20 protein-coding genes, 1 tRNA gene and 2 other RNA genes are annotated in these 25,134 nt (G+C 54.6%); 14 read left to right on the top strand and 9 right to left on the bottom strand.

What is annotated here, in order from left to right:
• Positions 1-337: 337 nt before the first annotated feature.
• The 5 genes from ACWGKN_RS15810 (at position 338) to ACWGKN_RS15830 (ending at position 3,438) form a co-directional block, all read left to right on the top strand.
• Entirely contained in the window at positions 338-892 is a 555-nt protein-coding gene (locus ACWGKN_RS15810; RefSeq protein ID WP_452095600.1) for an NUDIX hydrolase, read from the top strand.
• Between the two features lie 107 nt (positions 893-999).
• Positions 1,000-1,686, top strand: coding sequence for a transglutaminase-like domain-containing protein (locus ACWGKN_RS15815; RefSeq protein WP_424256176.1), 687 nt, complete (start codon positions 1,000-1,002; stop codon positions 1,684-1,686).
• 35 nt (positions 1,687-1,721) lie between these two features.
• On the top strand, positions 1,722-2,108 hold the full coding sequence (locus ACWGKN_RS15820) for a hypothetical protein (RefSeq protein WP_052159671.1): 387 nt from the start codon (positions 1,722-1,724) through the stop codon (positions 2,106-2,108).
• A gap of 284 nt (positions 2,109-2,392) precedes the next feature.
• Positions 2,393-2,833, top strand: coding sequence for a hypothetical protein (locus ACWGKN_RS15825; RefSeq protein ID WP_452095601.1), 441 nt, complete (start codon positions 2,393-2,395; stop codon positions 2,831-2,833).
• Positions 2,834-3,234: 401 nt separating this feature from the next.
• On the top strand, positions 3,235-3,438 hold the full coding sequence (locus tag ACWGKN_RS15830; RefSeq protein WP_035226773.1) for a hypothetical protein: 204 nt from the start codon (positions 3,235-3,237) through the stop codon (positions 3,436-3,438).
• Between the two features lie 25 nt (positions 3,439-3,463).
• Here ACWGKN_RS15830 and ACWGKN_RS15835 read toward each other — a convergent pair whose 3' ends face one another.
• Positions 3,464-4,372 (bottom strand): hypothetical protein, encoded by a 909-nt coding sequence (locus tag ACWGKN_RS15835; protein WP_452095602.1) that lies wholly within the window; start codon positions 4,370-4,372, stop codon positions 3,464-3,466.
• A gap of 212 nt (positions 4,373-4,584) precedes the next feature.
• On the opposite strand from ACWGKN_RS15835, the gene ACWGKN_RS15840 reads away from it, so the two are divergent.
• Complete coding sequence (locus tag ACWGKN_RS15840) at positions 4,585-7,224, top strand: adenylate/guanylate cyclase domain-containing protein (RefSeq protein WP_424256173.1); 2,640 nt, start codon at positions 4,585-4,587, stop codon at positions 7,222-7,224.
• A 195-nt stretch (positions 7,225-7,419) separates the two neighbouring features.
• Here ACWGKN_RS15840 and ACWGKN_RS15845 read toward each other — a convergent pair whose 3' ends face one another.
• The gene (locus tag ACWGKN_RS15845) at positions 7,420-7,647 is read right to left on the bottom strand and encodes a hypothetical protein (protein WP_452095603.1); all 228 of its coding nucleotides are present in this window, start codon (positions 7,645-7,647) and stop codon (positions 7,420-7,422) included.
• Positions 7,648-8,317: 670 nt separating this feature from the next.
• Between ACWGKN_RS15845 and ACWGKN_RS15850 the strand changes: the two genes are divergently transcribed.
• Entirely contained in the window at positions 8,318-9,883 is a 1,566-nt protein-coding gene (locus ACWGKN_RS15850; protein ID WP_452095604.1) for a sigma 54-interacting transcriptional regulator, read from the top strand.
• Between the two features lie 125 nt (positions 9,884-10,008).
• A complete protein-coding gene (locus ACWGKN_RS15855; RefSeq protein ID WP_035226780.1) occupies positions 10,009-10,905 on the top strand; it encodes a GGDEF domain-containing response regulator in 897 nt (298 codons plus the stop codon).
• A 16-nt stretch (positions 10,906-10,921) separates the two neighbouring features.
• On the opposite strand, the gene purF is transcribed toward ACWGKN_RS15855, so the two are convergent.
• The gene (purF, locus tag ACWGKN_RS15860) at positions 10,922-12,355 is read right to left on the bottom strand and encodes an amidophosphoribosyltransferase (protein WP_424256170.1); all 1,434 of its coding nucleotides are present in this window, start codon (positions 12,353-12,355) and stop codon (positions 10,922-10,924) included.
• Between the two features lie 280 nt (positions 12,356-12,635).
• Between purF and selD the strand changes: the two genes are divergently transcribed.
• Positions 12,636-13,679, top strand: a complete 1,044-nt coding sequence (gene selD / locus ACWGKN_RS15865; RefSeq protein ID WP_424256178.1) for a selenide, water dikinase SelD — start codon at positions 12,636-12,638, stop codon at positions 13,677-13,679.
• Between the two features lie 14 nt (positions 13,680-13,693).
• On the opposite strand, the gene ACWGKN_RS15870 is transcribed toward selD, so the two are convergent.
• The 6 genes from ACWGKN_RS15870 to ACWGKN_RS15895 form a co-directional block, all read right to left on the bottom strand.
• Positions 13,694-14,848 carry a M20/M25/M40 family metallo-hydrolase gene (locus ACWGKN_RS15870; RefSeq protein WP_424256169.1) on the bottom strand — a complete coding sequence of 385 codons (1,155 nt, stop codon included), beginning with the start codon at positions 14,846-14,848 and terminating at the stop codon, positions 13,694-13,696.
• A gap of 1 nt (position 14,849) precedes the next feature.
• Positions 14,850-16,040, bottom strand: coding sequence for a 2-C-methyl-D-erythritol 4-phosphate cytidylyltransferase (ispD, locus tag ACWGKN_RS15875; protein WP_035226789.1), 1,191 nt, complete (start codon positions 16,038-16,040; stop codon positions 14,850-14,852).
• A gap of 89 nt (positions 16,041-16,129) precedes the next feature.
• Positions 16,130-16,487, bottom strand: an RNA gene (rnpB, locus tag ACWGKN_RS15880) — RNase P RNA component class A.
• 78 nt (positions 16,488-16,565) lie between these two features.
• Positions 16,566-17,279 (bottom strand): zinc ribbon domain-containing protein, encoded by a 714-nt coding sequence (locus ACWGKN_RS15885; protein WP_452095605.1) that lies wholly within the window; start codon positions 17,277-17,279, stop codon positions 16,566-16,568.
• A gap of 36 nt (positions 17,280-17,315) precedes the next feature.
• Positions 17,316-18,134 (bottom strand): Nif3-like dinuclear metal center hexameric protein, encoded by an 819-nt coding sequence (locus ACWGKN_RS15890; RefSeq protein ID WP_035226795.1) that lies wholly within the window; start codon positions 18,132-18,134, stop codon positions 17,316-17,318.
• 193 nt (positions 18,135-18,327) lie between these two features.
• Positions 18,328-18,404: transfer RNA gene (locus ACWGKN_RS15895), tRNA-Ile, on the bottom strand.
• Positions 18,405-18,642: 238 nt separating this feature from the next.
• On the opposite strand from ACWGKN_RS15895, the gene ACWGKN_RS15900 reads away from it, so the two are divergent.
• The 5 genes from ACWGKN_RS15900 to ACWGKN_RS15920 all read left to right on the top strand — a co-directional run bounded on the left by ACWGKN_RS15900 (position 18,643) and on the right by ACWGKN_RS15920 (position 25,113).
• Positions 18,643-20,502, top strand: coding sequence for a M48 family metalloprotease (locus tag ACWGKN_RS15900; RefSeq protein ID WP_452095606.1), 1,860 nt, complete (start codon positions 18,643-18,645; stop codon positions 20,500-20,502).
• A 147-nt stretch (positions 20,503-20,649) separates the two neighbouring features.
• On the top strand, positions 20,650-22,449 hold the full coding sequence (locus ACWGKN_RS15905; RefSeq protein WP_035226798.1) for a GspE/PulE family protein: 1,800 nt from the start codon (positions 20,650-20,652) through the stop codon (positions 22,447-22,449).
• A 33-nt stretch (positions 22,450-22,482) separates the two neighbouring features.
• Positions 22,483-22,944, top strand: a complete 462-nt coding sequence (gene smpB, locus ACWGKN_RS15910; RefSeq protein ID WP_035226800.1) for an SsrA-binding protein SmpB — start codon at positions 22,483-22,485, stop codon at positions 22,942-22,944.
• 39 nt (positions 22,945-22,983) lie between these two features.
• Positions 22,984-23,345: a transfer-messenger RNA gene (gene ssrA, locus ACWGKN_RS15915) on the top strand.
• Positions 23,346-23,445: 100 nt separating this feature from the next.
• Positions 23,446-25,113, top strand: coding sequence for a site-specific integrase (locus ACWGKN_RS15920; protein WP_452095607.1), 1,668 nt, complete (start codon positions 23,446-23,448; stop codon positions 25,111-25,113).
• The last annotated feature ends 21 nt before the right edge of the window (positions 25,114-25,134 follow it).

The following is a 25,134-nucleotide window of genomic DNA, read 5'->3' on the forward strand; positions in this document are numbered from 1 at the left end:
GATCAGACCAATATGTCTTGAGATTCATGAGATTTGGCGAAACTTCCGATCCAGGGAGCGAAACAAAGGGCAGAAAAAGACCAAAGTGAATTTTCGGATGCAGTTATGAGATCGGGACGCCGAGGATGGTCGGTGGCCTCTCGTCTCCCTTGACTACCCAGTCAACCGCCGATCCGCCTGGTTTCGTCGGACCCGAGAAGTCGATTTTCCAATCAATGCGAACTATTTTCGCTCATTGTTGACCGATTCCCCCGCCAGTGTGGTAAAATGGTGTTCTGTATGGGCAGACTCGTGCCGAGTCCCTGCCGGCCGAAAAAGGGATCCAGGAGCAAATCACGTGGACGAAATCAAGAGTGAAACAACCGGCGGTTGGGATGTCTATCCGGACAGGGTGTTGATCGAGACCCCGATCATGACGGTCAAGGTCGGACCGGTGCTGTGCACCAGGAGCGGCAGGCGCAAGGAGTTCTACCGCTTCGATTGTCCTGACTGGGTCAATATCGTGGCGGTGACCCCGGAGCGGGAAATCGTGTTGATCCGGCAGTTCCGGTATGGCTCGAACCGGATCGAAATTGAGATTCCGGGCGGCACGATCGAAGCGGCGGAGGATCCGGTCGCCGCCGGACGGCGAGAGCTCCTCGAAGAGACCGGGTATGCCGGCGATAAGGCCAGAATCATCGGCCGGGTCTGCCCCAATCCGGCGATCCAGGGCAATTACTGTTATACCGTCCTGGTCGAGGACGCCCAACTGGTGGCGCCGCCGACGATGGATGAGATGGAAGATATCGTGACGGTTCCGATGGCCGAGAACGAGGTCAGGGCCTGGATGAGGGAGGGAAAGATAGAGCATGGTCTGGTGCTTAATGCCTTGATGTTTTATTTTTCCGACTGAACCTGTTGACTCGCCCGGTATGTTTTTTGGCCCGCAGCCTGCCCGACACCCCGGATATCGAGATATACCCTGGAGAACACATGAACCGACAACCAGAAAAATATCCTATGGAAGATTTTGAACCCTATCTCGCAGCCACTGCCTTTATCGATCATGATCATCCTGTGGTTGTCGATTTCGCTGAACGCATCTGCGCCGCCCACAGTAACGACAACCCGATCGACAGGGCAGTCCGTCTTTACTATGCGGTGCGTGACGGGATTCGTTATGATCCTTACAGCCTGCAGTATTCGATCGATGCCCTGACGGCGAGCTCGGTCATCACCAGGGAATACGGCTACTGTGTCGCCAAGGCGGTGGTCCTGGCAGCGGTGGCGCGGCAGCAGGGAATACCGGCCAGACTGGGTTTCGCAGACGTGCGCAATCATCTGTCCACGGCCAGATTGCGGCAGGTGATGGGCACCGATCTGTTCGTCTATCACGGCTATACCGAACTGTATCTGGAGGGGAAATGGGTCAAGGCGACGCCGGCCTTCAACCTCTCCCTGTGTCAGCGGTTCCAGGTACGGCCGCTCGAGTTCGATGGCAAAAATGATTCGGTATTCCATGAATTCAATGCCGTGGGCCAGCGCCACATGGAGTATCTCCATGACTACGGCAGCTTTGCCGACCTGCCTTTTGATGAGATGTTTGCCGCCTATCGCAGCCACTATCCATTGATGTTTGAAGTTTCCTGGGAGGGCGATCCGGCCGATTTCCATCGGGAGGCGGAGATGGAGCGGAAGAAGACATGATGCCTGTGATATGAGTACAGTGAAGGGCGGAGACTATGGACAGATGCCGGTTTATCAGGGATGTCTTGCGCTGGCCGGCGGGCGTGAGCCTGGCGATCCCCAACTTCACGATTCTCACCGAGGTCCTTGCCGCTGAACAACCACAGCCTCTGCTCGCCCTGAACAGAGATGAGGACTATCATGCTTTGGTCGGCAGGGCGCTGGCGCCGCTTGGCGGCATGGGCAAATATGTCAATCCGGGCGACCGGGTCGTCATCAAGCCCAATTTCGGCTGGGACCGGACACCGGAACAAGGGGCCAACACCCGTCCGCTGGCGATCAGGGCCGGATGTGTCGGTATATCCCGGATCTCGCCCCATCCCTGTGGCGGAAGGTCAGCCAACTGTTCTTCCTTGCTATCTTTCTCTTCCTGTTCATCGTGACCAGGATTACCGTGCATCGGACGAATTGACCTGGGCCGTCAATATCTTCTTTCGTATCGATCCGTTCCTCTCCGTCGCGGCTGCTGGCCCGTCAGGCCGATCCGCTGCTGATCAGGCCGCCGGGAGCTCTACCGGAAATGGAATTCCTCGGCCGCTGCGTTCGCTGCGGCGATTGCATGAAGGCCTGTATCGGCAATCCTCTCCATTCAACCTGGATGGCGGCAGTGATGGTTATTGCCGCAGGTGAGAGCGGAGGGGGGTAGCGGAAGGATGATGTATGGTTAATGAAATGGGAATATCAGTTATTTGTCGTTTTACCCATTTTGTGTTTCAATATCATCCCTGAGTCAAAGGCTTCCGTTCATAACATTGCACGTGAAGTTGATCGAGAAGTGAACCACATGACCGAGTATCCATTATTTTACCAGTTTGAAGTTCGACCGACGGCAAGAAACAGCGAGGTGGAAATGTTGGCCGGTGCCCTTGCCACAGTCCTGGTTTTCGCCGAAACCGAAGAGGTCGGCAGGGCTCGCGGTGCCCGGTTTATCGCCCGTCAGCATTGGGAGATAATCTCGGTCAAGAGGGTAATGCGGATGTGTTCGCGGCATGTATCCGATCTCCAGCCTCATTTTCGGGAACTGTACCGGCAGGCGGAACAATATGGAATCGCTGCCCGATTCGACGGTTGGGCAAGGCATGGATTTCACGGAAGGGGGATATCCTGAATCGGGGGGGCGTCCGCGGTCTTGAGATGCAGGCTGTATTCATTGCGACGTGACCCACGACCCTGTCGTGTGGATCAAATACGGTATCGGAGCGATATACTTCTTGTCGAGCTGTTTCCGCGCTCGAAATCTGGCAATGGAATGTGAATGGCCGCTGGAATTTTCCCTGTTACAGAAGACCTGTTCAGGGCCGAGAAAAGGTGCCTGAAATTGGTGCCGCCACTGGTGATCAACCTGCATAATGGATAACTGCTTGTTTTTAAGATATTGACACTGTTTGACCGAGACGTCGAACCCAGGTGGAGTTGTGGCGCCGGCTCGGAGAGGTATCGAGAGCATACTGCAGGCGAGGGGCAACGGGATAGCTTGTCTACGACCAATATTGAGAGAATGGGAGACGTATGAAAGACGAAATCGGGCAGCGATTGGTGGAAGCACTGAAAGCGCCACAGGCCTCCGGCAGTCAGGAGAGTTTCCTGAAGGCAATGGAACTGACCAAGGCATACGCCGGATCAGGGTCAGTAACCCACTTCAGTGCGGTGGCGAGACTCTTCTATGATCTGTTTGAAATGTTTGAGACCGGCCATGATCCGAGACAGAAATGAGAATCGGTCAGATAAGTCAGCTGTGTCATGGGTAAGCGGGGGGAACGCGTCGGAGGCACCTCTTGACGCATTCCTGCTCGGCCTTGCATCTGGTGATGACTGATTCGAGGTAGCCGATATTTTTCAGGATGGCCTCGGTGTAGAGATCCTCATCGATCTGCCAGTGTTCACGGAAGTGGCTTCGCATGGAAGGGGAGACATCGGAGAAGAGCACGTTCAGCCTGTGGGAGATGGTCGTTCGATAGAAATCAGCAGTTGATTGCATGAGTTCGACGGGAGTATGGTATTTGGAACCGCTGTAACCGGCCTTCTGCTCATGGAACAGGAGAGGAAGTCTTTCGAGGTAATACCGATCCGCCATCTGCGCCAGAATGTCGGCGGAGCCTACAATATGGCCGGCGAGCCTGATCTCCTCCGGATAGGGCCGGAGATGGTCCACTCCTTTATTCAGTTCGGTACATCGGATGATTGCCGCACAGTTGTCGGCATAGGACTGGGGCAGTCCGGAGGTCTGAATATACCGCCGGACGAAGGTAATCGAACGTTCTTCATGGCCCCTGGTGTATCGTGCGCCGGTCCGGGCGCTGTCTTCGTCGGTCAGGAGCATACCGGTATCGTGAAAACAGGCGCTGAGGAACCCTTGTATCAGCGTATCGGCGGCAAAAAATCTGCCATCACACCACAGGCCATGGAAAAGTCTGACAACTGCGAGGGCGACCAGACGGGTATGCCGCAGATTGTGATAGGTTGGGTTGCTGACTCGAAAACCGGGAAATTTTCCCCTGAATATATCAGTAGTGTCAATATTGATGCGTGCGATCAGGGCGACATCGACCTGGGGGCTGATAATTCGGGCAAGGGTGAGCACCTCCTCCACAGGATCGTCCTGTCCGTTGCCATCGAGTATGTCTGTCCTGCCCTGTATTGGCTTCATGAGTATATCCTATCTGTTCAACGGCGCCATCGCAAGGCCGTCGAAATAAATGGCGCGACGAAACAACGGATATGATCTGTCCCGGGGTGCCTCGATGTATCGCATGGATGTCGCACGTATATCGCAGGATTCATGCCGCTGTGAAGGAATAGAGTAAGCGAAGGAAAACCGTACAACAGGGGCAGGGAAATATATCAATTAAGGCGGATGTTGTGAGATCGGCAGAGAAAATATCAGCGAAGGAAAGGTTTGAGAGGTTTGTTTCCCTACAATCAAATAGCGTTTTTTACAGACTCACGCTGGCCTTTTCACTTTTGTTTCTGGGATCGCTCCTCGGTTTTGGCTTTCTCGGGTTATCCTCCGGTTTCCTCGATAGCGAAGAACTGCTGTACTGCCTGTTGGGGATACTCATAGTTTCTCTGGGAGCATATGCAATTCTCAAGCAGATTGCTCACAGCATTATGAATATAGAGGCAAAATTGACCGGAAAGTCAAATTCCGAATCCATCCTGTCCTGTCGGACCGGAGAGAGTGAACTCAGCAATATCGCCCGCTTGACAGAGGAGATGATTCGGAAGCTGGAACAGATGCATACCGCCCTGTCCAGCCGGACCCTGGAAATGCAAGGAATCATGGATCTCAGTAGTTTCGATTTCCTGGATTCCGGGCCCCAGGCGTTAATTTCGATGGCGATGGAAAAGGCGATCGGCGCCACGGGAGCAATGGGGGGGGCTGTTTTGCTCTTTCCTGGAAAACACGATAAGGCTGAAGCGGTCTCCTGCATTTATCTAAGAGGCAAGGTCTTTTTACAAGATTTTCCAGGCTTGAAGGAACTTTCCCGCCGTATCGGAGAGCGCACACTTGCTAAACCACACGGACTTTTGTTTGGCAAAGAGGATCCTCTGTTCGACAAGGTCTTTTCACCGCGATGCAACAGTGTGGCAGCAGTCTCCTTCAACCTCGGGAGCGGCCAGAATGCGGTCGCAATTGTGACGGCCGGGTGCAACCAGGATTGGGACAGTGAAGTTTTGAACTTCCTCTCGGTAATGTTCCATACAATGAGCTGCAATGTCAGAATGAACGAAATACGGGCGCGGAAGCAGGAGATGAGTAGGGAGCTCAACGCGGTTCTGACCATGTTGCGGGTTATTACCTCGGATCTGCATGAAACCGAACTCTTTTCAGTCATCGCCTCATCACTTTTTGATCTCTATCCTGCCCAATGGCTGGGGCTGGCGCTTCTGGATCCGCTCACTGGCGAATTGCGGCTTGAAAATAATATTCATCGAAATACTGAAGGGATAGGACGGGTTGTCAAGCTGAACAGGGCCTCTTCGCTTTTTCAACGGGCGATAGATATGATGGGCCGACTGGATTGTGATGAGTTGGAAAGCAAACAAGGATATTTCGAGAAACAGATGTTTGCCAAGCTCGAGCTTCGGTCGTGCATGATCCATTGTCTCCATCTCAATGGTCGTATTCTTGGGGCGATTTGTCTCGGCGCCGAAAATGCATCCGCATTCGGGACACGGGATAAGAAATATTTTACGATGTCTGCCTCGGTAGCTGCAATTGCTCTTGAGCAGAACCGGCTCCTGGCAAAAGAAAAACGGAAAAGCAATGAATTGGAGATATTGAACCGGGTAGGAGTGGCATTGACATCGTCAGCCTTTGATATCAAGCGAGTGCTCCATCACATCCTCGAGATGGTGGTGAAGCTGATTGGGACCGAGGCGGGCCTGATCATGTTGCTTGACCGTGACGTTCTCACCGTTCAAGCGGCGAAGGGGGTAACAGGGGAAAATGTCGCAGGGCTGCAGGTCAACCTTGGGCAAGGTATCTGCGGATGGGTTGCGACAACCGGCGAAGTGCTGGTGAACCATGATATTCAGGCATCGCCTCATCTGCTATCTGAAATTGATGCGAGAGCAGGCGTCACAACACGGAGCACCCTCTGTATCCCGATGATCAGTAATGGGAGGGTTATCGGGGTATTGCAACTGATCAATAAAGTGGGAAAATTCAGTGATGATGATCTGCGGACGGTGAAGGCGGTATCTTCATCGACGGCGATCGCCCTTGAAAATAATCGATTATATACCGAGACGTCGCGACTGGTTGAAAAAGAGCGTTTCATCAGAACTATTTTCCAAAAATATGTGCCAAAGGAAATCGTCAATAATATTCTGGAAAAAGATGAGCATGAACAAATGGTTATAGGCGAGAGGAAAGTGATCACGGTCTTCAATATCGATATCAGAGGGTATTCCGAAATGTCGAAGAATTCGGCAACCGAGGAGGTCGTCGAAATTTTGAATTACTTCTATATGAAGATGGGGAGTATCATTCTCCGCAACAAGGGCATGGTCGATAAATATCTCGGCGATGGTTTTCTCGCTATTTTCGGGGCACCGCTAACCACCTCCAACCCGGCCCTCGACGCCGTATTCGCGGCGATCGAAATGATCAAGACCATTCATGAAGTGAGCAGGTTGTCGATTGAACGGTGCGGCATTCCGCTGAAGATCGGCATTAGCCTGAACACCGGTGAGGCCATTGTCGGCAATATTGGATTTGATCGCAAAATGGAATACACGGCGATCGGTGATGTGGTCAACGAGACTTTCAGGATACAGGAACTGACACGACAGAAATCAGACCTGATTCTGATTGGAGAATCGACATACCAGTTGGTTAAACCGTTTGTACTGGCTCATCCCTGGGGTATGCGGGAAATCGATGACAATGGCTCGGCAATGATGGTGTACGAAGTAGTGGCAAGGAAAGACATTGATCATGCCCTTGTTTCCATGGCAGTAGAACAAGAGCTGACGATTCAAAGAATTCAGTGAACCCTCATCGGATCAAGGTTGGCGATTAAAAAAAATCTGCATTGAAATCAAAATCAACGCGTTTCCGGAATGGTTCGGATAGTGCCAGGGGGGGCAAGTGAACATCCCTTCCTGCTGTTGAAAGTCATTCAATGCAGATAAGCTGGAGGCTGATTCTGTTTACTTAACGTCAAAGGGGTTTTGGAGGTTACGGATTCAATCCATTGCCAGATAGCTGTGCTGTTCCGTTATCAGTTCGTATCTTCCGTCAGTCAAAACATATGATCGATTGTATTGATCAGCGTAGGCGGTGATCAGTCGTCGCCCCTTGGGCATGTCATGAGAGGGAGGGATCATGATGAACCCTATCCCAATTTCCCTGAATCGCAGATTTTTCTCATTGATTTTTGACGCAGGCTGCAACTTCTCCATTTCTCTTTTCATGATTTTTTCTTGTATCTGTCATTTGGCTGTTTGATTTTCCAAATACAAACCTGTCGGAGTAGAAAGGTTTATCTCGATAAAGATCCAACCGACAACCCCGCGGTGCAGAGCTGGTCCCCCCCAACTCGAGTGTGTCGCTGAACTGGTACATCACTGCAATTGCAAAGGTCAAGCATATTGTGTGCCAGTGCGCCGATTCTATCGTCATCTGCAGAAAATATTCCCTTTCTTTCGATGGGTCATGGAAAATATACATGATATAACGGGAGGATAAGTATCGTGATAGCCAAAATGCAGGAACGGCGAGGAGAGGTGACATGGTAAACTCCGAACACCATCCGTCGGGAAATATGTAAACAAAGTAGTCATTTCTGGAGGAAACTGTGTAAACGAAGTATCCGTTGCTCGCTGGTGCAGTATGCGGTAGAGTCGTTCCAGCAAAAAAGACACACAAAAGGATTGAGTGCCGGGAAGGGAATTCGGAACACATGTTCCGCAGCCATCGATGAGATGAGCTCTTTGATGGATTCACTCCAACCCCATATCGATTCAATACTGTAAAAGTGTTTCCTGCGGATACGTCCCGCCACGCCTGATGCCTTGTACACGTTAACTGAGTTTACACATGGTACCCGAACATTCTCACCCGCCCCTCGCTTCCAGGACGCATTTGTCTCTACTTCAGCAGCGATTGTCTCAAGTGGCCAACTCCTGGGCCATCGATGATTATCGCGCCTTCGTAACCTTTTATACACGGATGCTCCCGAAGCTGATGTCCGTCGAGCGTTGTACTATTTTCATCCTCGATATCGAAAGCAGGAAGATCTGTTCAATCTTCGGTACTGGTCTGACCGAGCGGCAGATTGAACCACCGATGGATGGCAGTATTGTCGGAAGTGTTATCAGCTCGGGTAGAAGCCATATCGATAATTACCTCGAACTGCATGACGGCTTTCACCTCTTCATGGCTGAACAAACAGGTTTTACCTGTCGTAATATGCTCTGCTGTCCGATACGAAGCTTAAGCGGAAACGGGGTGACCGGTGCGGTACAACTGATCAATAAAAGCGGCGGCGCGCTTTTTGATGACGAGGACCTGCGGCAGTTGGAAGAAGCCGCTCACTATCTCTCCATTTCGATCGAATCAATCATCCTCAACCAGGAGATCCTCAGGATTGCAGGCTACTTGAACTGTGAGGTGGACAGACTGGGGCGGACGTCCGTCGGTGGTGCAATGCTGATTGCCGAGAGCCCTGCCATGCGCGAGGTTCTTGAACTTGTCCGGGTGGTCAGCAGCGCCCCGATCCACGTCCTGATCCAGGGAGAAAACGGGACGGGCAAGGAACTTGTGGCCAGGATGATCCATGAAAGTGGAGAGCGACGGTCGCGATCGTTTGTCCCGGTCAACTGTGCGTGTATCCCGGAGACCTTGATAGAAAGCGAGTTTTTCGGTCATGAGAAAGGAGCGTTTTCGGGAGCTGAGGTTGCGAGGAAGGGTCGTTTTGAGGAGGCCGACGGTGGAACATTGTTTCTTGATGAAATCGCGGAGATGCCGTTACAGATCCAGCCGAAATTCCTGAGAGCAATCCAGGAAGGTGAAGGAAACAGACTGGGGAGCAACAGGATCATTTATTATGATGTGCGGCTGATCAGTGCGACCAACAAAGATCTCGCCGCCGAGGTAAAAAACGGAGCCTTCCGGGAGGACCTCTTTTTTCGTCTCTTTTCGGTCGAGATCCTCATCCCACCTCTCAGGCAACGCCGGGAGGATATCATCCCCCTCGCGTTCCATTTTCTCGAGCAGACACAAAAACGGTTCAAGAGGAAAGTGCTTGGGTTTTCAGAAGAACTCATTGATGCATTCGAACGGTACAGCTGGCCGGGAAATGTCCGGCAGCTGATGAAGGAAGTGGAGCGTCTTGTCACCCTTACCCCCGACGGCAGCGTGATTCAACCCAGCAGCTGCTCGCGGGACCTCGTCACCTTCTGTGATAAGGTGCACAAGCAGCACGAAGTGCAGGGGGATTGTTCAGGATTGGTCCTTGATGACCAGGTCAGGAAGGTGGAGATCGGTCTGATCGAAAAGGCCCTGAAGGAGGCCGGTGGCAACAAGACAAAGGCGGCAGGGATGTTGCACATCTCGCGGCAGGGCCTGGACAAGAAGTTGAAGCGCTACAACCTGGATCGGTGGACGGGGAGAAAAAAGGTCACGGACCCTGCTGAAGGGGCTTCGTGAGATCGGGCCGCAGCAACAAGCAAAAAACATGGTGTGATCTGGACTTTAGAGGGTTTTATATGTACATATTTATCCGAGCAGTACTCAAGGGGGCAAGATAAAATCTCTACACGTCAGAATCACCGATGAATGGGAAAAAAAAGGCCGAGGTCATCCTTGTTGTTGATGACGATGACTTGGTGCGGATGACACTCAGTGTCCTGATTTCCTCGCTGGGGTACCATTGCCTGGGGGCGAGCGACGGCATTGAAGCCATGCAGATACTGAAGGCAACCGATATCGACCTCGTATTTTCCGATATTGTCATGCCGAATATGGACGGGCTGGAACTGTTGAAATATATCGTCGAAAATCACAAAGATACAGATGCGATTATGGCGACTGGCTATTCCGAAAAGGCCACGTATGCGGATGTGATCAAGGCGGGCGCCCTGGATTTCATCAAGAAGCCGATCGATCAGGCTGAACTCGAGGCCAAACTGACACGGGCTTTCCGCGAGCGATCCCTGGTTCGACGGCTGGAGCAGTTATCGTTGATTGACAGCCTGACCTCTCTGTGGAACCGAAGGGCCTTCGATGAACGTTTCCCCGAGGAGGTGGAGCGGGCCAGCAGACAGAGGTATCAGATTTTCCTGGCGATCGTCGATATTGATAATTTCAAGGAATTCAACGATACGTATGGTCACCAGGAAGGTGATGGTGTCCTGGTGGCGCTTGCCGAAATATTTAGCGAATGCACCCGCAGCAGCGTCGATATGAGCTTTCGAATCGGCGGCGATGAATTTGCGGTTATACTCCCGCAAACCAATGCCGACCAGGCGACGGAAATCATCCAGCGGATCCTGTTGAAATTCATAGAGCGCAGTCTCGGGAAAACTACCCTCTCCATCGGGGTAGTTCCCTGTGTCAGGAACAGGGAACTACCGCTTGACGTTGACGAGCGGCAGATGCGGGAGAGAGGTGATCAGACCATGTATGAGGCAAAGAAAAAAGGCAAGAACTGCGTTGTCTGCAGACTGTGACTCCTCTCCGCAGTGATCAGCATTTATTCAGTGCATCCTTGAAAAAGGAACGATCCGGAGCAACGGGGTAATTGCCGTTGAAACAGGCCAGGCAGAAATCCTTGCTGCTCATTCCGGTCGCCTCGACGAGGCCGTCGAGACTGAGGTAATGCAGCGAATTCAGCCCGAGATGGTCGGCTATTTCCTTGATGCTCCTGTTGTTTGCGATAAGTTCCGTCGGCGAGGGAAAATCGATGCCATAGTAGCAGGCATGTCGGATTGGGGGACAACTGACCGCCATATGGATCTCCTTGACCCCGGCCAGCTTCAAGGCCCGCACCCTGCTCTTGCCCGTAGTACCCCTGACAATCGAGTCCTCGACGATGATGATCCGCTTGCCTTTGAGGAAGGAGCGGACGGGATTGAGTTTGACCCGGACATTGAAATCACGCATCGACTGCGTTGGCTGGATGAAGGTGCGGCCGACGTAGTGGTTGCGGATCATCCCCATTTCGAGGGGAATGCCCGAGGCCTGGGAATAGCCGAGTGCGGCGTAGTTGCCGGAATCGGGGAAAGGCATGACGATATCGGCATCGATTCCGGCTTCTCTGGCCAGGATCTCCCCCATGCGTTTTCTCGTTTCGTAGACGTTGATGCCGAAGATATCGGAATCCGGCCGGGCGAAATACACCTGCTCGAAGATACAGAAATGGCTGTCCTGTCTGGGCCACGGGAAGAGGGAGAGAATCTCCTGGTTGGTGAAGATGAGCACCTCCCCCGGTTTGACATCACGGACATACTGGGCCTCGACCAGATCCAGGGCACAGGTTTCGGAGGCAACGATCCAACCGCCATTATTTAATTTGCCGAGACAGAGGGGACGGAAACCGTCGGGGTCGCGAACGGCGACCATCGTATCCTGTGTCATCAGGAGCAGGGAATAGGCGCCCTTGAGGGCCGAGAACGTTTCCCACAGGGCTTTTTCCAGGCCGAGATGGGCGGTTCTGGCCATCAGATGGAGGACCACCTCGCTGTCCATGGTCGTCTGGAAAATCGACCCCTGCTCCTCCAGTTTTTTCCTCAGTTCCAGAGAATTGACGAGGTTGCCGTTATGGGCGACGGCCAGTGTGGTGCCCTTGTGGGTCACCATCAACGGCTGGGCGTTGGTCAGGTTCGAGGCGCCGGTCGTGGAATAGCGGACATGGCCGATCGACATATGGCCTTCGAGTTGCTGCAGGCTGGTCTCGGTGAATATCTCGGGCACCAGGCCCATGTTCTTGTGACATTTGACCCTGGTGCCGTCGGAGGTGACAATCCCTGCACTTTCCTGTCCCCGGTGCTGCAGGGCGTACAGCCCGAAATACGCCAGCTTGGACGAATCCTGATGGCCGAAAATCCCGCAGATGCCGCATTCGTGGGTGGGCCGTCCGGGGACGATGGGATGGACAAGGGGAGGGGTATACTGTAGCATGGCGGTACCTTCAGTGAACGTCTGAGATGTACAATCGGAGGGACGGGCGGTGCTGACACACCGTGTATTCGAGAATGCATAAACAACAAAGGCACAAAGAATGTGCAATCTTTGTGCCGTCCTTTCGCAATCCAGTATAAAATGTTTATAATATGTCGCATTGAAATTCAATAAGAAAATTATCAGACCGGCATTTTTCGCTTGTTTCCCGGGTGGTGCGGAACAAACGGGAAGCGTCGTGGTTCGATAGAAGGTGGATATCGTGGTACAACTGACAAGAATGGTCAAGGCAGCGGGCTGAGCTGCCAAGCTTGGCCCAGGGGACCTGAGCCAGATACTGTGCGGGATCAATCTGCCGCGTGACGCGAATCTGATCGTGGGGGCGGAAACTTCCGATGATGCCGGGGTCTACCGGCTCACCGACGAGATCGCCTTGATCCAGACCGTCGATTTCTTCACGCCGATCGTTGACGATCCCTTTCGCTTCGGCCAGATCACCGCCGCCAATGCCCTGAGCGATGTCTACGCGATGGGCGGCAGACCATTGCTGGCGATGAACATCCTTGCCTGCCCGGTCAAAACCATGGACCGCGCGGTCTTCCGCGAGATCATCCAGGGAGGCCTGAGCAAGATCGAGGAAGCGGGGGCGCTTTTGGTCGGCGGCCATTCGATCGAGGACGCGGAACTGAAGTATGGACTGTCGGTCACCGGCCTGGTGCATCCGGACAAGGTCCTGCTCAATGCCGGCGCCCGTCCCGGCGATGTCCTGCTCCTGACCAAGCCGATCGGAACCGGCATCCTGTCGACCGCCATCAAGGGAGGGCTGGCCGGAAGCGAAATCGAGGAACGGATCACCGAGGTGATGGTCACCCTCAATAAGCTGGCGGCGGAGGTGATGGATGATATCCGTTCCCGGACGGGCATGGAGGATGCGGTACATGCCTGCACCGACATCACCGGTTTCGGCCTGCTGGGGCACCTCCATGAGATGCTGGAGGCCTCCGACGTCTCGGCGCGGCTGTTCGGCCGGCAGGTGCCGGTGCTGGATCGAACGGAGGAATTCGCCCGGATGGGGATCGTGCCTGCCGGCGCCCACTCCAACCGCAAGCACTTTGGCCAGTGGATTGCCAATCGGACCGAGGCCTCTGCTGATCTGGAGGTGCGTCTCTCCGATCCGCAGACGTCCGGTGGCCTGTTGATCGCCGTGACGCCGGGTGCGGCGGAGGCGATTATTCGCGGGTTGGTGGAACGCGGGTATATACTTCCCTGCGCCGTGATCGGCGAGATCACGGCAGGGAACAGGGGCATGATCCACCTGGCTTGACGGTCCGGCGGCGATTATTCCCCTGAATGGGTCGCCAGGGCATGAAGCAGTTCCGTCAGGCTGACCAGATCGTTGAGGTCCAGGCATTCGTCGGTGGTGTGCACCCGATTCATTCCGGTCGCCACAATTGCCGTCGGCAGACCGTAGCTGCACAGGATGTTGGCATCGCTGCCGCCGCCGGCCACGACGAATTCAAGCTCTCTGCCTATCTGTCGGCCGGCCTGGCGCACCCGCACCAGAACTGGACTGGTGTGTTCGAGGAGCATGGCTGGATACTCCTTTTCGACCTTGATATCCACCGATGGAAGGCCCTGGTGCTCGACGAAGGGGTTTTGCCAGTTCTCGACCGTCCGGCGAAACGTCGTTTCAATTTCACGGGTGTATTCAACGAGCTTGTCCGCCGAATGGCTGCGGACCTCACCCTCGAGGGTGATGAGGTCCGGCACGATATTGGTGGCCACACCTCCCCTGATCAGGCCGAAGTTGGAGGTCGACTGCTCATCGAGCCGGCCGAGCCGCAATTCGGCGATCGCCTTGGCCGCCAGGAAAAAGGCGTTGATGCCTTTTTCAGGGTTGAGGCCGGCGTGGGCGGCGATGCCGTGCACATCGATCTTGATCTTATTGGCCGCCGGGGCCCCGATGATGATCTTGTCGATCCCGGTGGAATCCAAAGCATACCCGTACCTGCTGCGCAACCAGGAATACTCCAGGTGTTTGGTGCCAAGCAGGCCGATTTCTTCGCAGGTGGTGAATACCAGCTCGATCATGCCATGCCGCGCTCCCGATCGGGTCAGGACCGTCATCAGTTCGATCAGGGCGGCAATGCCTGACTTGTCGTCGCCGCCGAGGACGGTGTCGCCGCCGCTGGTGAAGGTATCGCCGATCCTGACCACCTGCACATTATCTCCCGGTTCCACGGTATCCATATGGCAGGAGAAGAACAGGCCGTCGATCTCCGGGGCGTTGCCGGCAAAACGGATCAGCAGGTTGCCGGTGTCGGACCCGGTCTGAGCGCCCGATTGGTCGAAATATATCTCGTCGGCCCCCAAACCGGTAAAACACCGGACGAGGTGGTCAGCCAGCGGCCTTTCCCGGCGGGAAGGGGTGCTGATCTGACAGAGTTCGGTAAAGGTTGAGGCCAGACGTTCTCTCTCTATGGCAGCGGTCATTTCAAGATCCTGAGGGGTTGGAGTGATTGTGCAGGAGAACGACGGCATGGCAGGCGATGCCCTCCTCCCGCCCGGTAAAGCCCATTTTCTCGGTGGTGGTCGCCTTGATGTTGACCGCCTCCGCCTCGACGGCACAACTGTGTGCCAGCCGTTCCTGCATGGCGGCGATGTGGCCGGCGAGGCGGGGGGCCTGACAGACGATGGTGATATCGGCATTGCCGAGGGTCAGACCCTTGAGGCGGACGAGGTCGATGACCCGCTCCAGCAGGGTGATCGAGTACACCCCTGAAAATCTGGGATCCGAATCGGGAAAGTGGTGGCCGATATCCCGGCCGCCGATGGCGCCGAGCAGGGCGTCGCACAGGGCATGGGTCACGACATCGGCGTCGGAGTGGCCGGCCAGTCCCATCGTATGGGGGATGGTCACCCCGCCGAGCACCAGGGGGCGGCCGGCGATAAAGCGATGGGCGTCGAAGCCGTGTCCGATCCTGAGCCGAGGCGGGGGCGTATTCAAATTCATGATAATCTCCGCCAGTCGGAGGTCCTCCGGGCGGGTGATTTTCAGGTTCGTTTCCGATCCTTCGACGATGGTGACCTCGATTCCCGCCCGTTCCAGCAGCGAGGCCTCGTCAGTCGCATCCTCGCTCCCTGCCAGGCTGTAGGCCAGCTGCAGCAATGCAGGCCGCATCGCCTGGGGGGTCTGGGCCTGCCACAGACCCTGTCGATCGACGGTCGACAGGACGACCCCGTCGGCATCGACCTTTTTCAGGGTATCCTTGACCGGGATGGCGGCGATGGCGGCGCCATGCTCCCGTGCCGCACGGCAACAGCGGGTGATGGTATTCTGGTCGACCAACGGCCGGGCGCCGTCATGGACGAGCACGATATCGATCCCGTCATCCAGGTGGGCCAGTCCGGCCCGGACCGAATCCTGTCTGCGCCTGCCGCCGGCGCAGACGGTGAGTCGCCGCGGATCCAGCCCATAGTGGTCGAGCAGCGAACGGGTTGCTTCGATCCAGGCCTCGGGAACGACGACGATGCAGCGGTGGATTTCCGGGTTGGCAAGAAAGGCCCTGACCGTGTGGATGAGCACCGGCGATCCGGCCAGCATATGAAACTGCTTGGGATGATGAAGGCCCATCCGGGTGCCGCTGCCCGCGGCGGGAATAATGGCGGCGGCTGTCGCGTGCATGATTGGCGTTTGATGATGAACCGGATGATGGAAAAGCTGACCGGGTATGCACCCTTGATGCTGTTGTTGTCAGTCGTTGTCGTGAAAAAAAAACGGAGCGGGCTGTAAGCCGAATTCTGTACCCGGTGAAGGGCCATGATCATTTCACTGGGATGCCGATCGCTCGGCATCTCTTGCAACCTACCCGGAGATATCGGACGGGCCGCCCTCAAACATCCCCCTATTTGGTCTTGCTCCGGATGGGGTTTGCCCTGCCCTCGGTGTCGCCATCGAGGCGGTGAGCTCTTACCTCGCCATTTCACCCTTACCCGGTCATCCGACCGGGCGGTTTGTTTTCTGTGGCACTTTCCCCCGGTCGCCCGGCGTTCGTGTTACGAACCATCCTGCCCTGCGGAGTTCGGACTTTCCTCTCCGGCACGAGGCCGGAGCGACCATGCACCCGCTCCAGCGTCAGTGTAGTGGGAACGCCCAAAAGATGAAAGGAAAAAAAGCTTCGGGGGATTGCGTGAAGCCCGCGGCTGACAATCAGTTTTCTTCCGGCCTGTGGTACATGATGCGTTGGCAGGTGGGGCAGTCGAACATCTGATCGCCCTTGAGCAGCTGGTTGTATCGCTGCGGCGGGATATTCATGTAGCACCCCTGGCAGACGCCCTGCAGGACATTGACAACAGCCAGGCCGTTGCGCCGTTCGCGAAGGGTCGTATACTTTTTCAGGACGCTCCCCTTGATACCCTGTGCCTGCTGCTGACGCAGGGCATCCTTATCCTTCTTGGTCTTGCTGATGGTCTCGATCGTGGTACGGACCTTCTCGGTTTCCTCGGCGACGAGTTCCTTTTCACCCTTCAGCAGATTCTTCTCTTCGTTGATCTGGGCACCAAGTTTCTCCACCTCTTCCATGAGGGCGACGATTTTCTCCTCGCCTTCCTTGGCGCTTTTTTTGCCCTCTTCGATCTCCTTCAGCAGGGCCGTCTGTTCACGGCCGGTCTGGACCTGCATCATTTTCGACTGGCGATCCCTGACGAATGCCATCTTGTCGGCAACCTCGGCTTCAAGGGAGCGCCGTTCCTTGTCGCGGGCGCTGATCTGCTCCTGAAGATCGGCGATCAGGGCTTCCTTGTCGGCAAGGGCGGCGATGCGGGCGTCGAGGGCGCTTTGATGCGTCTTCATCTCATTTTCGATCTGGTCAATTTCCAGATCGATGCTCTGGAGGTTGATGAGCTGGTCTATATGATCTTTCAAGACTGTTCTCCTGTGGGTGTGGTTTGGCAGTTAAATTCAAACTATATGTGTTAAGACGAAGGGATGGTGCTCCGTCAGTGTCTGGCGAATGATGATGTTCCAATCTTGGGACATATTCTCCGCCTGGAGAATATCGGCGAGCAGGGAGACGGCATGGCGTTCCGTACCGTAATGGGTCCCTTCAATCAGGCAGAACCCGTATTCTTCGGCCCAGCGCGCAGTATGGTGTTTGATTTCGGCGGTGATGTAGATATCGGCGCCACGCTCACGGGCAATGGCGGCGAGATCCGAGCCGCTGCCACCGCAGAGGGCGACGGTGGCTATGGTTTTCGGCAGTCGACCGACGATGAACAGCGCCGGCAACTGGAGAGCCTTGCCGAGCCTGCGGAGGAAGTCTTCGGAGGTGACGGCCACTGGGAAGCTGCCGATTCTTCCCAGGCCCTGATGCAGGTCATCGGCGGAAGATCCGGCAACGAGCGGGTGCACTGTATTCAGGCCGATGACCCTGGCCAGCGCGTCGCTGACGCCGTTGGCGGCACTGTCGAGGTTGGTGTGGCAGGCGATGACGCTGATGCGGTGGGAAAGGGCCAGCTCGATGAATCTGCCTGTCGGCTCGGCGGTATTGATCGCGGCAAGGGGTTTGAAGATCAGCGGATGATGGGTGATGATGGTGTCGGCGCCGAGGGCTATCGCCTCTTCGACCAGTGAAGCGGTCGGGTCAAGGCCGATCAGGATCGAGGTGGCCACGCGGTCCATATCACCGAGCAGAAGACCTGCGTTGTCCCATGGTTCGGCCAGCGTCAATGGGGCATGTTCATGAAGCCGTGAAATGATTTCCCTGATCGGTGTCGGCATAAGACAATAATATTAATCGGAACAATAAAAAAAGGTACATCCCGGGTGGGTGTACCTTTTTGTCCGTCCTGGCCGCCGGATGTTCCGGTGCCGGATTGTATCGCTGAGAGAAGGTGTTTTCCTCTCTCCGAATTTTCGCGCAAGGAGTGTGTTTCTCAAGGAACCTGTCGTTTCTGTTCAGATTCATCAATATTGGTGGGCGCAGTAGGATTCGAACCTACGACCGACCGGTTATGAGCCGGTGGCTCTAGCCAGCTGAGCTATGCGCCCCAATGGTAAAGAAACATATTATATAAAAAAAGTGAGTAGCAAAAGTCAATAAAAAAAGGTCAAAGATGAGGGAAAGCTGAAAATCTCCGCCGGGGGGTATGCTTTGAAGCCTGTAATTGCCTGAAAGAGATGGTAAGAAAGGAAAATGGTCCTATTGTAACGAATGCAGGAGCACGAACGGGTTTCACATCCATCACTGCAGCATCGGTGAGAATCAAAAATTCATCCAGGGATACCTTTGATCTATACAAATTTATTGATCTTTCTGGTGGCGATTTTCCTCTTCAGCATGGATGCCGCCGCTGAAGCTCCGTTGTTGCCGGGATGGCTGGCCGCGATCGTCTGCGTCATGCTGCTTGCGGGGTATGACCGGTTATGCAGATATATCTTCGCCAGGAAGGATGCCTTCGTTTCGGCCGGTTATTTCAGGGCCGAGAGGACGCTGATGATCGGTGCCCTGTTTTTCTTCCTCGCCACCCTCTATCTCTGTGACGCCAAATACTATCTGGCGGTATTCTCGTTCGGCAACAGATTGCCGGCCATGGTCAATTTTTTTGGTCTCGCGCTCTTTCTGGCATATCTGTCGCTGATGTGGCGGATCGGCAGGATCAATTACGGCAAGGTCTTCGGCCGTCGCTACCCGGCCGCCGTGTTCATAGGTTCCAATATCAAGAGCAACCTGCCTATCGTCCTGCCGTGGGTGGTTCTGTCGCTGCTCTATGACCTCACCGCCCTCGTTCCCTCCCCGCCCCTGCATGCCCTCCTCGCCTCGCAATGGGGGGATCTCATCTTTTTTTCCGTGTTTCTGCTGTTCGTCATGTTCTTTTTCCCACCGCTCGTCAGGCGCCTCTGGGGGTGCGAAAAACTCCCGGAGGGGCCGTTGAAGGAGCATCTCACCCGCTTCTGCAGCAGGCAGCAATTTTCGGCTGAGTTGTATCTCTGGCCGCTGTTCGAAGGCCAGGCGCTGACGGCCGGCGTGATGGGCATCGTTCCCGGACTCAGGTATGTCCTGCTTACCCCCGCCATCATCGAAACCATGTCCCTGGCGGAACTCGAGGCGGTCATGGCCCATGAGATCGGCCACGTCAAAAAAGGCCATCTCCTCCTCTATGTCCTGCTGATCGGAGGTTTCAGCGTCTTAACGGCCATCCTGGCCCAACCGCTGATCTATCTGCTGCTGTCGCGGGAATTTTTCTATTCGGTGATGGCCAAAGGCCAGGTATCCCCCGATACTGTCCTGACCCTGGCCGGGGCGGTCCCGCTGCTGATCGTCATGATCATTTATTTTCGTTATATCTTTGGATATTTCATCCGTAACTTCGAGCGCCAGGCGGATCTGCATGTCTTTTCCGTGCTGGGATCGAGCCACGCCCTGATCTCGGCCTTCGAGAAGATTGCGGCCCTCAGCGGTGATATCCGGGACAAGCCGAGCTGGCACCATTTCGGCCTCGGCGAGCGCATCGCCTGTCTGGAAAAGAGTGAAAAGGATCCGGAGAATATCGGGAGGCACAACCGTAAGGTCAGGTACAGCCTGATCGGCTATGTTGTCATTCTGGCGACCCTGGTCGGACTGGTCCAGCTGATTCCCACGGCCCAGCTGGCCCGTCAGTATGAGGAGAGCTTCGCCGAGGTCGTGCTGCTCGAAAAGGCGCGCCAGGAGCCGGAAAAGGCCCTGTGGAAACGGCTGCTCGGTGACCTCATGGTCAGCCGGCAGTTGGAGGCCAAGGCCTTCGAGGCCTACGAACAGGCCCTGGCCCTGGAGCCGGCCAACCCCGAGATCATGAACAACCTGGCCTGGCTGCTGCTGACCAGCGTCGATCCGTCGTTGCGGGATCCTGGACGGGCGTTGACGCTGGCCCGCAGCGCCGTGATTATCCAGCCGCGCGGGTATATCTTCGACACCCTGGCCACCGCCTATTGGGCCAATGATCTCGTTGAGGAGGCGGTTGCCAGCGAGCGTCAGGCGATCATCGCCGATCCGGGACAACGGAAATATTACCAGGCCCAGATCGAGCGGTTTATCCGTCACAACTATCAGGAGACGCTCAAGCGCCGGCCTGGTACGGACGACCGGGCTGGAGGGAACCGCTCAACCTGATCAATGGATTGCGATGTGTCTGAGGAAGCGGGTTCCATTCAATTATGCCGAACTCGACGATATGACTGAAGATGCTTGCGAAACACCCGACAAAAGTGAATAGTGGGGGATTCGCAACCCCTATGTGTTGATTGAAAAGGTAAATGCATGAATCTCTTGAACAGTGATGACCTCCTCAACATCCTTGAGCAGAGGCGGGTGCTGACGTCCGATCAGCGCCAGCTTGTCCTGCTGGGGAAAGGTAAACAGCGCCAGAAGCTCCTGCGGCAATTTACCAATGAGGGCGGGGTGGACAGGAATTATCCGGATATGGTCGACATCATTGTCTCTCTGGGTCTCACGGTCAGGGAGGAGGGCAAGATGCCGGTCGACGAGGAATTGATCATGCGGGCGGTGGCTGCCGATCGCAAGCTGCCGTTCAAGAAACTCGACCCCCTCGATCTCGATATCGAGATCGTCACCAAGAAGATCCCGCGCAATTTCGCCATCCGGCAGCTGATCCTGCCATTCAACATCCTGGACGGCGTCCTCGAGGTTGCGGTGTATCATCCCGACTGCCAGACCGTCCTGGCCGATATCGAGCAGGTCGTGCAGATGCCGGTGCGGCCATTTATCGCCACCAAGTCGGATATCAAGCGGATCCTGTCTGAATTCTTCGGTTTTCAGCGATCCATCAGTGCCGCCGAAGACCAATTCGGCGTCGCCGCCAGCGGTTCGGTCGATATCGGCAATCTCGAGCGCTACGTCAAGATCGCCTCGACCAAGGAGATCGCCTCCTCCGACCAGCACATCAAGCAGGCCGTCAACCATATCTTTCACTATGCTCTCGAGCAGCGGGCCAGTGATATCCATATCGAACCCAAACGATCGAACTGCGTGGTCCGGTTCCGTATCGACGGGGCTTTGCATACCATCTACAGGCTGCCGAAAGTGGTCCATTCGGCGATCACCTCGAGGATCAAATTTCTTGCCCGTCTCGATATCGCCGAGAAGAGGCGGCCGCAGGACGGCCGGATCAAGATCGGTGTGAGGCATGAGAAGGACGTGGAGATCCGGGTGTCGACGGTGCCGGTATCCTTCGGCGAAAAGGTGGTCCTGCGAATTCTCGATCCCGATGTGATCTTCCAGGATATCCGGCAGATCGGTTTTTCAAAGCGCGACCTGACCGTCTATCGCTCGTTCATGGAGGCGCCGCATGGTATCGTCCTGGTGACCGGACCGACCGGCAGCGGCAAATCGACCACCCTCTATTCGACCCTGAAGGAGGTTTCAACCCCTGAGCTCAATATCGTCACCGTCGAGGACCCGGTGGAGATGGTCTGCGAAGAGTTTAACCAGATCTCCGTCCAGCCCTTGATCGATATCACCTTCGCCACCATTCTCCGCAATATCCTGCGGCAGGATCCGGATATCGTCATGATCGGGGAGATCCGCGATTTGGAAACGGCGGCGCACGCCGTTCAGGCGGCGATGACCGGTCATCTCGTCTTCTCGACGCTCCACACCAACGATGCGGTTTCCTCCATCACCCGTCTGCGCGATCTTGGCCTCCAGCCGTTCATGATCGCCTCGACCCTGCTCGGGTGCATGGCCCAGCGGCTGGTGCGACGGATATGTTCGGACTGCAGCGAGAGTTTTGAGATGAAATCCGAGGCCCTGCTGAAAATGGGCTTCCCGGTATCGGAGACCGGTGTGGTCGAGTTGAAGAGAGGCAAGGGGTGCCGGGAATGCCGCGGTACCGGCTATAAGGGGCGGAGTGCGATCTTCGAGATCTTCCCGATGTCGTCGCTGCTGAAGAAGATGACGGTAGAGGGGGAGTCGTCATTGGAGATGCGCCGAGTTGCAATCCGCGAAGGAATGACTACCTTACGCGAGGACGCCTGGAGCAAGGTAAAGGCTGGGATCACGACGGTCGAAGAGGCCTTGCGGGTTACGGCGGAGACGTGAGCAATCGGGGACCGAGAGGATAGGGATAAATAGATGGCTGTGAAGGTAGTCTGCCAGAACAAGAAGGCGTATCACGATTACCACATCGAGGCGACCTACGATGCCGGCATGGTGCTCTCCGGTCCGGAGGTCAAATCGCTGCGGGCCGGCAAGGCGAACATGCGGGACGGCTATGTCCAGATCAACGATCGCGGCGAGGCCATGATGTACAACGTTCACATATCGTTTTACACCTTCGCCACCCACAACCCCAACGAGCCGCTGCGGGTACGGAAGCTGCTGCTCCACAAGCGGGAAATCAGGAAGCTGATCGGAAAATTAAAGGAGAAGGGCCTTGCTTTGATCCCCTTGAAGATATATTTTAATGAGAAGGGCAAGGCCAAGGTCGAACTGGGTCTTGCGCGCGGCAAGAAGCAGTACGACAAACGGGATGCGCTCAAGGAGAAACAGAGCGATCGTGAAGTTCAGCGGGCCATGCGCCATAATCCGAAATAAAATCGGGAGTTCTTGTTACCAACCTCTACACCCGAAGAAGGGGGCGAAACGGCTTCGACGGGGATGTGTAAGCTCTACGTTGCATGCCGAGCTTCTGTCTGCTCGTAAAACCGATGGAAAAAACTTATAATCGCCGACGATTATAACTACGCAGTAGCAGCTTAATACCCTGCTCTGCCGTTCCCCCGGTCTTCGCCCGTAAGACCGGTACGGAGCGCCGACTCAACGGGCTGGTCTGGTGACGGTTGCCTGTCTGTCACTCGATGAGATTCACAGGATAGCACCAGGAAATCTATGTTCCGACTGAGTTCCCGGCGCGAAAATTAAAGTACGGAACTAAGCATGTAGATACGGGAGGGGAGCATTTGCGGACGCGGGTTCGACTCCCGCCGCCTCCACCAATTCACTGATAGGCACTTGAAATGATTCATAAATCAAGTGCTGGCTGAAAGCTCTTGTTAAATGGTGATCCAATCATGTGATCCATTTTCAGGAGCTTTTATGCGTTTAGGGGACAGGTATCTCTATCTTTCACGCCACAACATTTTTTACTTTCGTATTATAGTAGCAGTCTGTGATAAAGATTGTAATGTCAAGCAGGAATACAGGAGGTCATTAAAAACACGAGACCCTCGGTTTGCTAAATATATTGGTGGAGCTATGAGGGTGTGTTTCGAAGAGCAAGGTATATCTGGGGGCCTGGGTATTGTGGAGTGGGAAAAGGTCAGAAAAATTCTGGATCACAAGCTTTTGCAATTGATTGCAGAAGAAAAAGCCAAAGTGGGGAAGAGGGGGCCGTACTCCATTGGGGCTGAAAATGAGTGGAAGCAACTCACTTTACCCAATCTACAAAATGCCCTGACCAAACTTGGGAGGGAAAGACGCAGTGAAGCTGATGGCCAGGAGATACCCTTGCCCCAGTTTCTTGAAGAAATGGTCAGTTCCATTTTCGAAGAGCATGAGGAACCGTTTCAATCAGATGATCAGTACTTGCGGGTATGTGAAGCGGTATTGCAAATGATTATACAGTTTACTCGGGAGCGGATAAAGATTAACCGTGAAGCTCGTTTTTTCCCGACTAACAGTGAGCAGAAATTAGTCGTTCAAAATGACCAGGATGTAATCCAGTCAATAAAGGGCACGCTCCTAAGCAAGGTGGTTGAGGAATATTGTAATGAGATGATGTCTGGGGGTAATTGGACAGAAAAAACCCATGCTGAATTCCGCTCTGCGTATGACTTATTTGTTAAGGTGGTAAACGACCGACCGATTGCCGGTGTTGGATACGAGGAGTCAAGGTACTTCAAATCTACCTTGCAGAAGCTACCATCAAACATGAGTAAGAAAATTCTGTACAGGGACAAGGCCATCGCTGAGATCCTGACCATGAAGGTACCCGCCGAGCATTTGCTGTCCATCAGCAAAGTGAATCAATATCTTTCACGGGTTTCTTCGCTCTTCAAGTGGGCTCAAAAACAAGGTCATGTCTCAGTCAACCCTTTCGCCGGAGTAAAGATAAAGGAGAAGGAATCAGACATTTCAAAGCGATGGCCCTTTTCCGGTGAGGATTTGACCAAGCTATTTTTATCGAAGGAGTACCAACAGGGTGGCTTCAAGCACCCTCATTACTACTGGCTACCACTTCTGGGGTTGTTTACAGGGGCCAGGATTGAGGAGTTATGCCAGCTGTACCTTGACGACATTTACAAGAAGGATGGGATCTTGGTTTTGGACATCAACAGTTCGCACGACAAGAAGGTGAAGACAGTATCAGGTCAGCGAGTGATACCTGTTCACAGCCGCCTGATCGCATTTGGGATAGAAAATTATGCGGCAACACTACGAGCCAAAGGAGAAAAGCGGTTGTTCCCAGAGCTGAAAAAATCCAGGGATGGTTATTCCCAGGGTGCAAGCAAGTGGTTCAGCAGATACAGGAAGCGAAATGGAGTGGTCGACCCCAAAACGACCTTCCATAGTTTTAGGCACACGGTGGTGGATCACCTGAAGCAGAAACATATAGCGAAGGAACTCATAGCAGCCATAGTGGGGCATAAAGATGAGTCAATAACAACGGGTCTGTATGGCAAGGAATATCAGCCAAATACTCTCCAGCCTATCATAGAACAGCTGGTGTTTGATGTTCATGTTCCCCCCTGGGGGGTTGCTTAAGGAGCCTTTCTAATAGGGAGT

It is taken from the genome of Desulfoprunum sp. (genome assembly GCF_053613775.1).